This is a genomic window from Actinoplanes sp. CA-015351, from assembly GCF_050955685.1.
GTDB lineage: Bacteria > Actinomycetota > Actinomycetes > Mycobacteriales > Micromonosporaceae > Actinoplanes.
Map to the genome: position 1 here is coordinate 4,459,538 of NZ_CP192102.1, position 15,428 is coordinate 4,474,965.

The 15,428-nt window shown below is 69.2% G+C and carries 14 protein-coding genes and 1 pseudogene; 5 read left to right on the forward strand and 10 right to left on the reverse strand.

The features are described from left to right. Window positions 1-952 precede the first annotated feature (952 nt). From ACQP2E_RS20710 to ACQP2E_RS20720, 3 genes and pseudogenes are all read right to left on the reverse strand, one after another. Window positions 953-1,492, reverse strand: coding sequence for an ABC transporter ATP-binding protein (locus ACQP2E_RS20710; protein ID WP_433824568.1), 540 nt, complete (start codon window positions 1,490-1,492; stop codon window positions 953-955). Window positions 1,493-1,533: 41 nt separating this feature from the next. Beyond that, window positions 1,534-1,629, reverse strand: a pseudogene (locus ACQP2E_RS20715) (hypothetical protein); the annotation flags it as partial. Next, window positions 1,587-1,832 carry a hypothetical protein gene (locus ACQP2E_RS20720; RefSeq protein ID WP_433834282.1) on the reverse strand — a complete coding sequence of 82 codons (246 nt, stop codon included), beginning with the start codon at window positions 1,830-1,832 and terminating at the stop codon, window positions 1,587-1,589. The pseudogene ACQP2E_RS20715 and the gene ACQP2E_RS20720, both read right to left, overlap by 43 nt. Before the next feature lie 303 nt (window positions 1,833-2,135). Here ACQP2E_RS20720 and ACQP2E_RS20725 point away from each other — a divergent pair, with 303 nt between their 5' ends. Next, window positions 2,136-2,930 (forward strand): ArsR/SmtB family transcription factor, encoded by a 795-nt coding sequence (locus ACQP2E_RS20725; RefSeq protein WP_433824569.1) that lies wholly within the window; start codon window positions 2,136-2,138, stop codon window positions 2,928-2,930. A 24-nt stretch (window positions 2,931-2,954) separates the two neighbouring features. Here ACQP2E_RS20725 and ACQP2E_RS20730 read toward each other — a convergent pair whose 3' ends face one another. Next, entirely contained in the window at window positions 2,955-3,923 is a 969-nt protein-coding gene (locus ACQP2E_RS20730) for an ArsR/SmtB family transcription factor (RefSeq protein WP_433824570.1), read from the reverse strand. Between the two features lie 65 nt (window positions 3,924-3,988). Between ACQP2E_RS20730 and ACQP2E_RS20735 the strand changes: the two genes are divergently transcribed. Further along, window positions 3,989-4,969, forward strand: a complete 981-nt coding sequence (locus ACQP2E_RS20735; RefSeq protein ID WP_433824571.1) for an aldo/keto reductase — start codon at window positions 3,989-3,991, stop codon at window positions 4,967-4,969. 8 nt (window positions 4,970-4,977) lie between these two features. Here ACQP2E_RS20735 and ACQP2E_RS20740 read toward each other — a convergent pair whose 3' ends face one another. Genes ACQP2E_RS20740 through ACQP2E_RS20750 form a run of 3 tightly spaced genes read right to left on the reverse strand, consistent with a single transcriptional unit; the run spans window position 4,978 to window position 5,619 of the window. Continuing rightward, window positions 4,978-5,160, reverse strand: a complete 183-nt coding sequence (locus ACQP2E_RS20740; protein WP_433824572.1) for a hypothetical protein — start codon at window positions 5,158-5,160, stop codon at window positions 4,978-4,980. Next, the gene (locus ACQP2E_RS20745; protein WP_433824573.1) at window positions 5,157-5,330 is read right to left on the reverse strand and encodes a hypothetical protein; all 174 of its coding nucleotides are present in this window, start codon (window positions 5,328-5,330) and stop codon (window positions 5,157-5,159) included. Before ACQP2E_RS20745 ends, ACQP2E_RS20740 begins: the two co-directional genes overlap by 4 nt. Continuing rightward, a complete protein-coding gene (locus tag ACQP2E_RS20750) occupies window positions 5,284-5,619 on the reverse strand; it encodes a hypothetical protein (protein WP_433824574.1) in 336 nt (111 codons plus the stop codon). Before ACQP2E_RS20750 ends, ACQP2E_RS20745 begins: the two co-directional genes overlap by 47 nt. Before the next feature lie 290 nt (window positions 5,620-5,909). Between ACQP2E_RS20750 and ACQP2E_RS20755 the strand changes: the two genes are divergently transcribed. After that, window positions 5,910-7,505 (forward strand): cellulase family glycosylhydrolase, encoded by a 1,596-nt coding sequence (locus ACQP2E_RS20755; RefSeq protein WP_433824575.1) that lies wholly within the window; start codon window positions 5,910-5,912, stop codon window positions 7,503-7,505. A 141-nt stretch (window positions 7,506-7,646) separates the two neighbouring features. Here the strand turns inward: ACQP2E_RS20755 and ACQP2E_RS20760 are convergent, their stop codons facing one another. Together ACQP2E_RS20760 and ACQP2E_RS20765 are read right to left on the reverse strand one after the other, a co-directional pair. Next, window positions 7,647-8,363 carry a glycosyltransferase family 2 protein gene (locus ACQP2E_RS20760; protein WP_433824576.1) on the reverse strand — a complete coding sequence of 239 codons (717 nt, stop codon included), beginning with the start codon at window positions 8,361-8,363 and terminating at the stop codon, window positions 7,647-7,649. Between the two features lie 134 nt (window positions 8,364-8,497). Beyond that, the gene (locus tag ACQP2E_RS20765; protein ID WP_433824577.1) at window positions 8,498-12,139 is read right to left on the reverse strand and encodes a S8 family serine peptidase; all 3,642 of its coding nucleotides are present in this window, start codon (window positions 12,137-12,139) and stop codon (window positions 8,498-8,500) included. 146 nt (window positions 12,140-12,285) lie between these two features. On the opposite strand from ACQP2E_RS20765, the gene ACQP2E_RS20770 reads away from it, so the two are divergent. Together ACQP2E_RS20770 and ACQP2E_RS20775 are read left to right on the forward strand one after the other, a co-directional pair. Next, a complete protein-coding gene (locus tag ACQP2E_RS20770; RefSeq protein WP_433824578.1) occupies window positions 12,286-14,607 on the forward strand; it encodes an ATP-binding protein in 2,322 nt (773 codons plus the stop codon). A gap of 48 nt (window positions 14,608-14,655) precedes the next feature. After that, window positions 14,656-14,952 carry a hypothetical protein gene (locus ACQP2E_RS20775; RefSeq protein WP_433824579.1) on the forward strand — a complete coding sequence of 99 codons (297 nt, stop codon included), beginning with the start codon at window positions 14,656-14,658 and terminating at the stop codon, window positions 14,950-14,952. Between the two features lie 177 nt (window positions 14,953-15,129). Here the strand turns inward: ACQP2E_RS20775 and ACQP2E_RS20780 are convergent, their stop codons facing one another. Further along, window positions 15,130-15,366 (reverse strand): hypothetical protein, encoded by a 237-nt coding sequence (locus tag ACQP2E_RS20780; RefSeq protein WP_433824580.1) that lies wholly within the window; start codon window positions 15,364-15,366, stop codon window positions 15,130-15,132. Between the last annotated feature and the right edge of the window lie 62 nt (window positions 15,367-15,428).

Consider the following 15,428-nt stretch of genomic DNA (forward strand, 5'->3'; position numbering starts at 1 on the left):
CACCTAGGACCTCGCGGACCATCCCAAAACGACCGCCACAACCGCGATCAGCCACGACGCAGGATTCACCGCCACACCGGGCGCTTGGCACTCTCCGCCGCAGACACCCAACCCCCGCGCTCTGCCCCGCTCTGCCCCGCTCTGCCCCGCTCTGCCCAGCGCTGCCCCGCTCTGCCCAGCGCTGCCCCGCTCTGCCCAGCGCTGCTCCGCTCCGTTCTCTCCCGCTCGGCCTGGATCTTGTGGACTTCCCCGCTGACGTATCCGCATGACTCCGCAAGATCGAACAGGCCCGGCCGATCTTGCGGAGTTATGCGCAAACGGTTCGCCGAACTCCACAAGATCGACGAAGCACCGCCCTCACCACGCCGAACCGTGAAGCACCGCGTCACCATGCTGAACCGTGAAGCACCGCGTCACCATGCTGAACCGTGAAGCACCGCGTCACCACGCCGAACTGTCAAGCACCGCGTCGGCCAAACCGTGGAGACCTGTGGGGCATAGAGCACCCACGAGTTTCCAAATCCGGCACCGTCGACCTGCCGTGGTGGCAGAGCGTCACCACCAAGCACGCGAAAACCCGCAACCGACACGCCATGGACGGCCGTCCCGCGAACTCGTGCACTCGTGGTCGATCAGCCGGCCGAACCGCACAAGATCTCCGAGCGGCACCTCGCACCGAGAAACCGCCATGCCGCCCCGCCCGCCCCGAACCCGCTACCGCTCCACAAATGGCGAAACCCGAGGGACGGCTGAACCGGACAAGATCTGCGGCAACGCCTCGCAGCGAGAGCTGCCGCCCCGCCCGAACCACCAGCCGGCCCGCAGGATGGCGAAACTCGAGAGGTGGCTATCACTCACGATCTCCAGCCGCGGCTATGACCCGTCCGCCGGATCGTAAGTTCATCGATGCCGTTCCGCGGCAAGTTCGGTCGCTGTCCGAGGGAGAGACGGATCAGGATTTGGGGATCGCTGGCCTGCAAAGGGGTCCGCGATGTCGGTGCGGCCACTCAACAGCCTGCCCGCCGCCGCACCGGCCACCGCGCCCCGCGACATCGGCACATTGGTCACAGACCGAGGTAGATGCGGCGGACTTGGGGTCGTGGCGTAACCGCTCGGACGTGCCGGTCATCGCGACCTCGCCGTTCTCCACCACCAGGCAGCGGCTGGTGGCTTCGAAGGTGAGTTTGGCGTTCTGCTCGACCAGCAGCATGCCGAGGCCTTCGGCGCGCAGGCGTTTCAGGACGGCGAGGATGTCCTCGACGAGTTTGGGTGACAGGCCCGTGGTCGGTTCGTCGAGCAGCAGCAGCCGCGGTTTCGACATCAGGCCGCGACCGATGGCGAGCATCTGCTGCTGCCCGCCGGAGAGCGCACCGGCGAGGCGGCCACGCATCTCGCCGAGGACCGGGAACAGTTCGTAGACCTCGGCGAGGGTGGCCCGGGTGGCGGCGTCCCACTTATGGGCGTACGCGCCGAGCAGCAGGTTCTTCTCCACCGGTTGAACAGGGTGGTCTTGCCGGATCCGTTGGGTCCGACGATGCCCCGGATCTCGCCGGCCGTGACGGTCAGCGAGATGTCGTCGAGGGCTTTCAGGCCGCGGAATTGTTTGCTGACGGCGGCCACACGCAGCACGTCGGTGGGTTCTGTGGGCTGCCGGCCGGGCTTTTGTGCGTACGGATGACGGCATCGAGCTGGCGGAACATCAGACGCTGAGCGTGGACTGGAGGCTGAGTAATACTTCCTTCAAGCGCCGCGTCCAGCGCCTTGAGCCACTTGCGATCTGGACCGGCCAGAATTTCGCGCGCACCGTCGAGCGTGTAAGGAGAAGGGGCCATCCGACAGATGATCGGGTGCTCCTCGATGGACCGTCAATAGGGCTTCACCTTTCCGGTGGATCAAGGCTGGCCGAGCCAATGAACATCCCTTCACCGAGGCGGCTGAAGCGAGACACTAGAAGGGGCCTTCTGAGCCAGCTGTCAAACAGTTCCCGGTTGTTACATCGGTTGTGGGCATAGCGACGCCCGCAGTGGGTGTAGCCCTTCTAGCAACATGTCGCTGAATCGCGACAATCTCTCTGGCATGGCTGCGCGCAGGCAACTCTTGACAACATGCAGTCTGGAGGCTGCATAATGCTGGTCATGGCCGGCGACATGGACCCGGTGTTCAAGGCGCTCGCCGACCCCACCCGCCGCCGGCTGCTGGACAGCCTGCGGCGCGAGAGTGGTCAGACGCTCGGCCAGCTCTGTGCCGGCCTGGCGATGGCGCGGCAGACCGTGACCCAGCACCTCGACGTCCTGCGCGACGCCAACCTCATCAGTGCTGTCCGCCACGGCCGGGAGAAATGGCACTACCTCAATCCGGTCCCCATTCATGAGGTGCAGCAGCGCTGGATCGCCTCGTTCGAGGAGCCCCGGCTACCGACACTCGACGCGATCCGCCGGAACGCAGATGAGCCGCACGTGACCACGGCCAAGCCCGCCTTCGTGTACGTCACCTACATCCACGCGACGCCCCAGCGGGTCTGGGACGCGTTGACGGACGCCGAGCTCACCGGCGTTTACTGGGGGCACAGCAATGTCTCCGACTGGCAGCCCGGATCCCCGTGGGAGCATCGGCGCACCGACGGCTCGGGGATCGCCGACGCCGGTGGCGAGGTGCTGGAGGCGGCTCCGCCGACCCGGCTGGTCATGACGTTCGGCGACGTGGACGCCACGGAGGCGTCCACCGTCACCTTCCTGATCGAGAAATATCATGACATCGTCCGGCTCACCGTCACCCACGTGAACCTGCGGACCGACGCCGACGTCGAGGCCGTCTCGACGGGCTGGCCTGCCGTCATGGCGAACCTGAAATCACTGCTGGAGACCGGGAGTGTGCTGCCGCAGGCGCCCTGGGAGATGCACTCGGGCCTGCGCGCCGCCCCCGGCCAGTAACGCCCGGCAGCAACCTCTGGCGGATCAGCCGGCGGTTACCTGGTCGCCGAGGGGTGTGCGCTGGTAGAGCAGCCGCCGTCCGGCGCGTGCCGCGGTTGCCAGGCCGGCGTTGCGCAGCGTCGTCAGATGGTGCGATGCCGTGCCGGTGGCCAATCCGAGCCGGGCTGCGATGTCGCCGGTGCTGTGCGGGGCGGCGAGCAGGACGAGGACCGCCGCCCGGGTCGGGCCGAGCAGCGCGGACAACCGTGGATGGGCGGCGACCGGCCGGAACGGTGCCGCGATGTTGCCGAATCCTCGTGGTGCGTACCAGAGGGTGCGTCCGGTGGGCGCGGCCGGGAGCGCGTACACCTCAGTTCCGGCGAAGCCGGTGGGCAGCAGAGTGAGGTGGTGGCCGTCGAGGGTCCACTGTCCCTGTTTGTTCGGGTACCGCAGCAGCAGTGCGGAGCCGTTCCAGTCCAGTTTCGGGTGCAGTTCGTCGACGAGCATCCGGGCGCCGTGCTCGGCTGCCGCCCTGGCTCGAGTGGCGATCTCCGCTTCGGCGGCACCGCGTAACCGCTGCCAGAGAGGATGGATCGCGGCGCTGAAATAGGCGCGGGTCTCGGCGAGGAGCACGGTGAGTGCGGACCGTGGGTCGTGGGCGAAGCGGTCGATCTCGGGTGGGGCGTCGTGTCCGATCCAGCCGGCGAGCACCTGCTCGGCGACCTGGTCGAGCGGTGTCGCGGCCACGTCGGCGAGTTCGCCGGCGAGCGTGGGCCGGCCGGTACGCGGTGGCGGGGTGAGGAAGTCCGGCGCATATCCGTGCGGGCTGTTCAGCACCGCCGTGAACGTCGGCCAGTGCGGCAACCGGGGTGCCAGCTGGGCGCGCCAGGACGCCAGCAGCCAGGCGTCGGGTCCGCTACGCAGGGCGAAGGCGCTGGCCACGACCTCGGCCATGGGCGAGTGCGCGAACCGCAGCCCGGCAAGGTCCACAGTTCCGAACTCCCACTCGATCACCGGGCCATTCGAGCACAATCGAACGATTCCCACCACGGCGCAGGCGGCTCCTAACATCGCGCGGCATGGAATACACCCGCCTGGGCCGTACCGGCCTGACCGTCAGCCGGTTGTGCGTCGGCACGATGAACTTCGGCTGGCAGATCGACGAGCAGCAGAGCCATGCGATCCTCGACCGGGCCGTGGAGCTGGGTTTCACCTTTGTGGACACCGCGAACATGTACGGCAGCAAGACCGGCGACGGGCTCAGCGAACGGTTCATCGGCAGCTGGTTCGACAAGTCCGGCCACCGCGACGACCTGGTCCTGGCCACCAAGGTGTACGCCCCGATGTCGGATCGGCCCAACGACGCCGGCCTGTCCGCCCGGCACATCATCGCGTCCTGCGAGGCGTCGCTGCGCCGCCTGCGGACCGACTGGATCGACCTGTTCCAGATGCACCACATCGAGCGCCGCACCCCGTGGGAGGAGATCTGGCAGGCGATGGAGACCCTGACGACCCAGGGCAAGGTCCGATACACCGGATCGTCGAACTTCGCCGGCTGGCACCTCAGCCGTGCACAGGCCGCCGCCGATCGTCGTCACTTCCTCGGCATCGTCTCCGAGCAGTGCAAGTACAACCTGCTCACCCGGCATGCCGAGCTGGAGGTGCTGCCCGCCGCGGCCGAACTGGGCATCGGCATCCTGCCCTACTCACCGCTGCACTTCGGCGCGCTCTCCGGCGCGCTGCGCAAACAACGCGACGGCGTGCCGGGGCGGGCGGTGCTCCACGCGCCGCAACGGGTGGAACCTCATCGGGCGGCCATCGAAGAGTACGAACGACTCTGCGACGGCCTCGGGCAGGCACCCACGACCGTCGCGATCGCCTGGTTGCTGTCCCGTCCCGAGGTCACCGCGCCGGTCCTCGGACCGCGGACTCCGGACCAGCTCGACATGCCTGTCGCCGCCCTCGACAATCCGCTCAGCGTGGACACCCGCGCAGCCCTCGAAAGGATCTTTCCGCCGATCGGCAACGGCGGGCCCGCCCCGGAAGCCTGGGCCTGGTAACGGGTTTGTCAGTAGACCTCCACCTTGCCGGTGGAACGCAGGCTCGCCGGGTCGTTGAAGAAGTACTCGCCGCGGCGGGTGAACGTGTACTGGAAGGACTCCCCCGGGTCCAGGAGCACGTCGAACAGGCCCTCGAAGAACTGGGTGACGCCGCGCGGGCCGGCGTTCTCCGGATGATTGGTGAACGTCACTGTGGCGCCCACCGGCACCCGCAGATGCCGCCGGCCTTGTACATGATGGGGCTGGAGCTGATCGCCGCGCCGGTCTGGAAGCGCCAGAGCTCGCGGCCGTGGCGGGCGTCCAGGGCGAGCAGATTACCGTCCGATCGGCGTGTCCCAGCGCGGGGTGTACAGGGCGCCACGCACGTAGTTGGGCACGGCCCGGTTCGGGTCGCCGGGGACGGTGGTGCCGAGCGGCTGGTCGACGACGCGCTGTTCGGTCCAGCCGCCCTGCACCGGGAAGGGCTGGGTGGGCCAGGTCTTCTGCCGCGGTTCCTGCGGCACCGGGCGTTCGACGACGCCGAGCGGGGCGGTGCCGTCGGTGCGGTCCAGGGTGAAGAACATGCCGGACTTGCTGCCGTAGACGACGACCTTGCGCCGGCGGCCGCGGATCCGCACGTCGGCGAGGACCGGCGACATGACGTTGTCCATGTCCCAGATGTCATGGTGAATCGATTGAAAATGCCATCGGTACGCGCCGGTGCGCATGTCCAGGGCGACAAGCGAGTTGGCGAACAGGTTCTGGCCGCCGCGCGCCGACCCGTCCTGCGACGAGTTGTTGCCGCGGGCGTTGCCGAACGTCCAGTACGTCAGATGAACGGACTAGTTAGTTATAGCGGTTCGGCACCGCAGAGCATAGGCCCGCCGAATGTTTCGCCGAGATGACAAGGCATCGATGCTTTGCAATGATGGGAGCGCTCCCAGACGCGAGAGGACTAATCATGGGTCAGAAAGCACGGAAGGCCGGGCTCGCCTTCATGGCCGCCGCCCTGGCCGTCGCCGGAGCCGTCCACGGCGTGACACGATCGGCGTCCGCCGACGTCGTGGCCCAGCTGAGCGGGCCCCAACTGGTCGCCGCCATGGGCGCCGGCTGGAATCTCGGCAACACCCTGGAGGCCAGCACCAACGGCATCCCCAGCGAGACCGCCTGGGGAAACCCCGCCGTGACTCAGGCTTTCATCGATCGGGTACGGGCGTCGGGCTTCACGACGATCCGGATCCCGGTGTCCTACCTGGGCCACATCGGCGCGGCACCGGACTACACCGTCAACGCGGCGTGGCTGAATCGGATCCAGCAGGTGGTCGACTACGCGCACGGCCGGGGCCTGTACGTGCTGATCAACATGCACGGCGACGGCTACAAGAGCGTCTCCGGTTCCTGGCTGATCTGTGACGCGTCGGCACAGACCACGATCCGGGAGAAGTACCAAAAGGTCTGGCAGCAGGTGGCGACCCGGTTCCAGAGCTACAACGAGCACCTGATCTTCGAGTCCATGAACGAGAACTTCGACGGGCAGTACGGCAACCCGACCGAGCCGTGCTACTCGAACATCAACGCGTACAACCAGATCTTCGTGGACACCGTGCGCCGCACCGGCGGGACCAACACCTCGCGGTGGCTGCTGGTGCCCGGCTGGAACACCAACATCGACTACACCGCGGGCAGCTACGGCTTCGTGATCCCGACCGACCAGTACCGCTCCGCCACGATCCCGGCCGCCGAGCAACGGCTGATGATCTCGGTGCACTACTACGACCCGTGGGACTTCACCGGAACCGAGGACGGCACCATCACCCAGTGGGGCGCCGCCGCGACCAACCCGGCGAAGAAATCAGTCTGGGGCCAGGAGGACTTCCTGGACGGCCAGCTGAAGAAGATGCACGACACCTTCGTCACCCGCGGCTATCCGGTGTTCGTCGGCGAGTACGGCTCGATCGACAAGACGACATACGACTCGACCAACAACAGGTACCGCGCGGACTACGCGCGCGCTGTGGTGACCGCCGCCAGGAAGTACGGGGCGGCCACCGCCTACTGGGACAACGGCTGGAACGGACAGCACGGCTTCGGTTTGTTCGACCGCAGCTCTGCCACGGTGACCCAGCAGGGCATCATCGACGCGATCATGAGCGGCATCGGAGGCAGCTCGCCCTCGGCTTCTCCGTCCGTGTCACCCTCGGCTTCTCCGTCCGTGCCGCCCTCGGCCAGCCCGTCGGTCCCCGCCGGCGCCTGCCGGGTCACCAGCGCCGTGAGCGCCTGGAACACCGGTCTCACGAACAGCATCACCATCACCAACACCGGCGCCACCGCCGTCAACGGCTGGAGACTGGCGTTCACCCTGGCCGCTGGACAGAGCATCACCTCCGGCTGGAGCGCCACCTACTCCCCCACCAGCGGCACGGTGACCGCCACCAACGCGAGTTACAACGGCACGCTCGCGGCCGGCGGCTCAGCCACCATCGGTTACCAGGCCGGCCACACCGGCAACGCGGCCGCCCCGACCGGCTTCACCCTCAACGGCGCCGCCTGCAACTGACCGACCCGCCACGACGGGCCGGCGACCCCGGCCCGTCACGCGTTTCGCTCGCCTTGCCCGCCGATCTTGTGGAGTTCCTCGCCAACGGTTCGGGGAGGTCCACAAGATCGGATGCGGGAGGAAGCCCGCCCGGGAAGCCGGTCAGGGTCGCCGCCGGGTCAGCAGGGAGGCGAACGCGAACCGCAGCAGCGGGCGGTAGACGCGGATCGAGTCGGTGAGGCCGCCGAAGTGCGAGGCTGCGTTGCCGTCGAGGTAGGTGGCCGGGATGACGACCTCCTCCATCGGCTGGCCGGTGCGGGCGGCGTCCAGCAGCACGTTCATCTCGTACTCGAAGCGCTCGCCCTCGACGGCGCCGAGCCGGCCGAGCAGCCCGGCGGGGTAGACCCGCAGGCCGGTCTGGGTGTCGGTCACGGCGCGGCCGGTCGCGTTGCGGAACAGCACCTGGGTCACGGTGTTGCCGAACCGGCTGCGCAACGGCATCGGATCGAACCGGCGGACGCCGAGGACGATCAGGTCGCGGCCGGACCGTTCGGCGACCCGGCGGATGTCGTCGGCGCTGTGCTGCCCGTCGCCGTCGGCGGTGACGACATCCATGCCACCGAGGGTCGTTTCGGCGTACCGGAGGCCGGTTTTGATCGCAATGCCTTTGCCCTGGTTGACCGGGTGCTGCAGGACGGGGCAGCCGAGTGCGCGCACCGCTGTCAGGGCCGGCTCGAATTCGGGGCCGCTGCCGTCGTCGACGATCACGATCCGCTCGGCGGCGGCGCCACCGGCGAGCAGGTCAGCGACGAGTTCGCGCAGGTGCGGGCCGGGGTTGTGGACCGGCAACAACACGACGACCTCGGGGTACGCGCTCACAAGATTCTCCTGACATGACCGGCGGCGGTCCCTTGTGTACCCCGGTGGACGGTGGCTCACCCGTGCTTAGTTCGGCAGCTGTGACGAGAAGGTGACCGGGCCGCGACGCGGGTTCGCCGCGGCCCGGCCGCTGATCACTTCAGGCCGAAGGCCCGGGTGATCGTCTGCTCCACCTTGTTGCCGTAGGCATCCGTGGCGGCCGCCCGCAGCGTGACGTGCTGCGCGCTCCTCGGGGCCCGCAGGTCCGTGGTCCAGCCACCCTGACCCCGGCTCAGCCGCCGGCTCACCCAGGTGACACCGTCGTCGAAGGACACATCCAGCGTGACCGACCTGATCGACGTGGTGCGAGGGGCACCGGCCAGATGCGACGGAATCACCGCGATCGCCGCCGACCGGGACGCCTGGTGCGCCAGATCGGTGTCCACCCGGTAATCAAGCTGGATCAGCGGCAACCGGGTCGTCGCCGCGTCCGACACGAAGTCCCAGGCCGTCCACGTCTTGATCGAGTACGGGAAGACCGCCGGGTCACCCTCGGTGGTGGTCACCAGTCGATACGGCAGACGACGGGGGCTCAACCCAGAATTCGAGTCGATCCAGCCCCACCCGTTCCGCTCCAGCACCGTCGTGCCCTGCGACAGCGTCACGACCTGCCCGGACGATCCCTCCGGCACCGCATCGCCGGCGTGGTCCGCACCGGAGTCACCCCAGCCGGGCACCTCGGCCACGATCCGGTCGCCGTCCCGGTACGGCAGCGTGCCCGCGTCGTTGATCCGCGGACGCTGGATCGCCGCCAGCCACTTCTCGCTGGTCCGGCTGCCCGCCGTGAACGTCCGGCTGCCGCCGCGCTGGAACGACCGCAGATCGTTCATCTCCGCCGACCAGCGGATGTCCTTGCCGGGGGTCACCCAGTCGGTACGGAACCGGTCCACCTTGATCGTCGACAGCGAGCCGACCTTCACCGGCATGTCCGGGTTGTAGTCGTAACGCCGCTCGGACAGCTCGCGATCCGTCGTGCTCTGGAAGTCGACGTCGACCCGGGCCAGGTCACGCTCCGACGGGCGGTAGACGAGCGACTTCGGCACGCCGGCCGGCCAGTACCGAACCAGGTCGTACAGGTAGTCGGTGGTCGGGTCCGACGTGACGCGCAGATCCACCCGGCCCTTGCCGAGCTGGGTGATCAGGCGGTCGCCGCCGTCCTTGGTCAGCGACACCACGGCGAGTTTCGTCCGGCTGGTCGCGTCGTACCAGCGTCCGGTCTCGCCGGTGACGATCAGCAGCATCGCCGCACCGGCCTGCTCGGCGGCTTCGACCTGCTCGTCGAGGTCGTCCTGGCGTACCACGGCGATCTTGTCTTTGACGTTGGCGGCCTTGAGTTCCGCGGCGGTGCCGGTACCGGCGAGGACCGCCTGGATCTGGCGTGTCCCCTCGGCCGGCACGGTTGATCCGGGCAGCACGATCAGGTCGTCGTAGAGGGTGCCACCGTTGGTGATCGACAGCATCGGCTCGATCTTGCGCCAGCGGGCGGTCACCGACATCTTGCCGTCGCGGGCCTTCTGACCGGGAATGACCCAGATGCTGTCGTAGTAGCGGTTCACCAGATAGGCGTCGGTGACCGAGGCCGTGCCCAGCTCGCGGTGGTAGTCAAGGCGGATCTCGGCGTTCGCGGTGAGCTTCGGGGTGATCGCCTGGATCTCGCGGGTGGAGGCGGCTTTCAACTCCACCGTGGTGTCCTTCTCGACGTTCACCGTGGGCACGCTGACCAGGGCGACACCGCGCGAGTGGGGACCGTGGACGCCTTCGACGTCACCCCACATCCACACCGAGTACCGGCCCTGCGGCACGAGCACGTCGATGGCGTGGCCGTCGTCGGTGCGGAAGAAGTAGTAGGCGCCGGCCGGGTCGCCGTCACGCAGCAACATGATCTCGCCCGGCATCGCCTCTCCATTGCGGCCGGTCGGCGTGATGACCAGGTGCCTCGGCTGGTCCTCGGTGCTGAGCCCGACGACCGTGTCGGCCAGCCTGCTGCCATCGGTGCTGGTCGCGACGACGGTGCCGGTGTACCGGCCCTTCGCCTGCACCTGGCCGAGATCCGCCGCGACCGTCACCGTCGCGGTTCCGCCGGCGGGCACCGAAACCCGGGAATCAGAGATCAAAATCAGACCATCGGGTACGCCCGGAGCATCCAGCTCAAGATCGAGGGTGACGTCGGCAGTACCGATGTTGGTGTAGGTGATCTGCTTCTCGGCCGTGCCGGTGGGCTCGTCCGCAAGCGGGTGGATGCCGAGGTAGGCGGTGCCGGTCGCGAAGACGGTGGCCGTGCTGGTCGCGGCGATGTCGACACGTCCGCTGCCACCCTCGTACGGGCCGTGCCCGGGTGTCTGCTTCGCCGTGCTGACCAGTGCGTCCTTGAGCTGCTGGCCGGTCCAGCCGGGGTGCTGCGCGGCGAGCAGGACGGCGGCGCCGGAGACGTGCGGCGTGGCCATCGAGGTGCCGCTCATTGTGCGGTACAGGCCTTCGCCCTCGGTGGAGTACTGCGACCGGGCGGCGAGGATGTCGACGCCGGGCGCGGTGATCTCCGGTTTGAGCGCGCCGTCGACCAGGCGCGGGCCGCGGCTGGAGAACTCGGCGATGTGGTCGCCGACATCCACGGCGCCAACGGTCAGGGCGGCGTCGGCGGCACCGGGCGTACCGACGGTCGTCTCGGTGGGGCCGCTGTTGCCGGCCGCGATGACGAACAGGGCGCCGGTCTCGGCGCTCAGCGCGTTGACGGCCGCGCTCATCGGGTCGGTGCCGTCGGTGGGGCTGCCGCCGAGGCTCATGCTGATGACCTTGGCCTTGCGGTCCCGGGCGGCCCATTCCATGCCGGCGATGATCCACGAGTCCTGGCCGGAGCCGCCGTTGTCGAGGACCTTGCCGATCTCCAGGTCGGCGCCGGGTGCGGCACCGCGCTCGGCCCCGCCGGATCCGGCTCCGGTGCCGGCGATCGTGGAGGCCACGTGCGTACCGTGGCCGTGTCCGTCGGTGACGTCCTCGCCGGGAACGAAGCTGGCGCTCGACTCGATCTGGCCGGCCAGATCCGGATGCGCCGCGTCGATGCCGGTGTCCAGGACGGCGACGTCGATGCCGTCGCCGGTGTTCCCGCCCGCCCACACGGCCGGTGCGCCGATCTGGGCCACGCTGTCGGCGAGCGCGGCGTGCACCTTGCCGTCCAGCCACACGGTGGAGATGCCGTGGTCGAAAGCAGCAGGGGTCTGCGCGGTCAATGACGACCAGAAGTCCTCGGCGTGATCGCGGTCCGTGGACACCACCCGGCCCTGGATGCTGGGCAGCGCGCGCACCTCGGTGCTGGCGTCGGGCAGCGTCGCGGCGCGGCGGCTCACGGCGGCGTCCCGATATCCGAGGATGACCGGCAGCCGATCGGTCGCGGCGTCGCTGTATCCCTCGCGCAGCAGGTAGGTGACGTTGAACAGCCGCTTGTCCAGGCGGCCGGCGCCGATGTAGGGCAGGACGCTGTCGGGATAGACGTAGGTGTCCGGGCCCACCGTGGTGATGTGTGCGCCGACCTGCTCGCCGTCCGGGCCCTGGACCGTGACGACGCCGGGCCGGACGGTCACCGTGTCGCCGGTGATCAGGGTGACCGTGGTGCCATCCGTTGAGCTTTTCTGATTGATCGCGGCGGCTGTTTGTGCGGTGGCGGGCGCCGGCGGGGTCACTGCCAGCGCGGTCACGGCCGCGACGATGAGCGGCGCGGACCTGCCGATGAAAGAGCGTGTCACGTAATACCTCGACTCGATCAGAGACCTGAAGTGGTGGTGACGCTACAAGCGAGTTGATCGATATCCGGGTGATCGATCTTGTCCGTTCACGGCATGGAAACCGAACGCGCGGGTGCCCGTAATCGGCCGCGCTATCGTCGCTTCTGGTGTCTCCACTGACCGCTTTCTTCGCCCTGCCCGCGCCCGGGCCCTTCGTCGGGCGCAACCGGCTGCTCGGCACGCTGCGCGCCGAACTCGCCCGGCCGTCGGCGATGGTGCTGCTCAGCGGCGAGGCCGGCGTCGGCAAGAGCCGGCTGGCGGCCGAGTCGCTTGAGGACAGTGGGCTGCCCGTGGTGGTCGCGCACTGCGACGACCTGCGGGAGCCGCAACCGCTCGGACCACTGCTCGACGGGCTGCGGGTCGCGTACGCCACCGGCACCCTGCCGGCGCTGCGGACGCCGGATCCGGAGACCGGCGTGCTGGCCCGGCTGCTGCCGCCGCTGGCCGATCAGCTTCCGCCTCCCCCGGCGGCGCTGCCCGATCCGGATGCCGAACGCGCGCGGCTGCTGCGGGCGGCGGCGGCTCTGCTCGCCGCGCTGACCCCGCTGGCGCTTGCCGTGGAAGACCTCCAGATGGCCGACCCGGCGACTCTGCAGCTGCTCGACCATCTCTGCGGTTATCCCGTACCCGGGCTGAAGGTGGTGATCACCGTGCGGGAGGCCGAGTTGCCGGCCGGGTGGCAACCAGGTCCCGCGATCCGGCGGCTGCGGGTGCCGCCGCTCACCCGCGCCGAGGTCGGCCGGCTCGCGTCCGAGCTGCTGCGGGGATCCTTGCTTCTGGAATCCGGGGCCGGCTCCTTCGCCGGGCATCTGTACGAGCGCACCGCCGGCATCCCGTTCCTCGTCGAAGAGGTCGTGCGGTCCCTGACCGACGGTGACGTGGACACCATCCGCGAGCGCCCCGGCACCCTCGCCGACGTCGCCGTCCCGGCGCTGCTGCGCGACGTCCTGGTCACCCGCCTGCAGCACGTCGACGAGGCGGCCCGCGAGATCCTCGGCGCGGCCGCCGTTCTGGGCCAGGCCGCGGACCCGCGGCAGCTCGCCGCGATCACCCAGACCAGCGACGGCACGGTCACCGCGGCGCTGCAGCAGGCCCGTGCGGCCGGGCTGCTGCACCAGCGTGACGGGCGCCTCTGGTTCCGGCACACTCTCGCCCGCCAGGTCGTTCACGAACTGCTGCCCCCGGTCACCCGCCGCCTGCTGCACCTGCGCGCCGCCCGGCTCCTGGAGGAACAGCAACCCCGTCCGTACGCCCGCCTCGCCCACCACTTCCGTGAGGCCGGCAGCCCCGCCGACCACGTCCGCAACGCCGAAACCGCCGCCGATCTGGCCGCCGCCCGCGGCGACGACGCCACCGCCGCACGGTTCCTGCTCGACGCGGTCGGGCACACCGGCCTGCCCCGGCCGGTGCGCGTACGCCTCGCCGTCAAACTGGGCCGCTCCGCCATCGAGAGCGTCGCCCAGGCCTCCGCGATCCCGGTGATGCGCGACCTGATCGCCGACCGCCGGCTGCCCCCCGGCGCCCGGGGCGAACTGGGCCTGGCGCTCGGCCGGATGCTGCGCCAACAGGGCGAGGCCCGCGCCGGATACCAGGAGATCGAACAGGCGGTGCCGTACCTGCGCCACCACGGGCGGCGAGCCCGGGCTCTGGCGGTGCTGTCCGCTCCCGACACCGTGGTCGGCCGGCACCTGAGCGAACACCTGGCACGCTGCGAGGAGGCCGCCCTCGCCGCCGCCAGGTCCGGCGAGCCGTCAGCGGTCCTCGCGGTCGAGATCGCCCGCCTGTCCCTGCTGCTGGAAAGCGGCGACCCCACCGCCGGACAGGCCATCGCCGCCACCGCGGCAAGCCTCGCCGGCCACCCCCGGGAACGTGCCCGCGCCTGCCTGAACTGGGCACAGGGCGCGCTGCACGCCGGCGACATCCCCCTGGCTGCGACGATGCTGGCGACTGGACGGCAACTGGTCGACGACACCGACTACGAACGGCTGCGGCCCGTGGTCGAGCTGACCACGTTCGGGCTGGACCTGGCGACCGATCGGCGAGCCGGATTGGAGGAGCGGCTGCTGCGATTCCTCGCCAGGCCGTACCGGCTGCCGCTGGCCATGGCCGACGCCCGGCTGTACCTCGCGCGGCTGCGGTACCGGCAGGGCAACGCCGAGGTCGCCGAGCTGGCCCTGCGCGAGGTGATCGCCGAGACCGAGCGGACCGGAGCGGCGTGGCCGCTGATCCCGGCACGGACTGCGCTGGCGGAGTTGCTGCTGGCACGCGGTTCCCGGGCCGCCGGGCTGGCCGAGGCCGCGGCGGCGCTGGCCCTGGTGGAGGGCAAGGGTTTACCGGCCTGGGGCCGCGAGGCCGCCCAGCTGATCGAAACGGCGTCCAGAACCGTGAGCGGACCCTGCTCGGTGGAGCTGCGGCAGTCCGGCAAGTGACTCAACGCCGGGGTGAGCGATCCGGCGCACTCGGGGGTGACAGTGACCGTGACGATCGCCCGGACCGGAACCCTGCACAGCGGCGACCCCACCGTCACCACCTGGACCGAGACCGGGCTCACCGCGAACGCGGCTCGTGGCCGGATCGCGCCCGGCCTCGCCCAGCCCGCCGCCGGCCTCGCGGTGGTCCTCAACTCCCGCGAGGCGCCCGGGCCGATCCGGGAGACCTCCAGGCTGCCGAGGTGCGCGTTCTTCATGTCAGGACTCCTCATAGGACAGCGATACGGACAGCTCACGGCGCGCGAGGGCCAAAGTTTCCGAGTTTGTCACGCATCTCCCCAATAAAAGCCGCGGAACGGGCCGCCACCGACCTTCCTATTGATCAATAACGGAAAGCGAGATCCATTCGTTGCGGTGAAAGCCAGTCAACCGTACGGAGGATGCGTCTGACCGGCGGCGGCTGCCACAGTAGACACCACCTCGACTGGCACTCGGGGCCATTCATCCCTGCCCAGATGCCCTTTACAGGCCGGAGGAGGATTGATGCCGGAAGAGTCCTTCAGCCTGTACGAGCCCAATCGGCCAGGCGATGGACCCCGTGACTGGCGCATCTCGTTCGACGACCGCGACCGCGTTCATGATCGTTATTTCCGAGTGCGGAACGGCACCATCCAGCTCTCCAACGAGCCGGTTCTCGTTCGCCTTTGCTTCGACTCCGGCGGCCGTCAGCAGATTGACAATGAAATCGAAATAGGACAATGGCTGAGGCTTCGTTTATCAACCAGCCGTTATCCGCAGAGCCTGAGCCGGCTGCTCGCCTT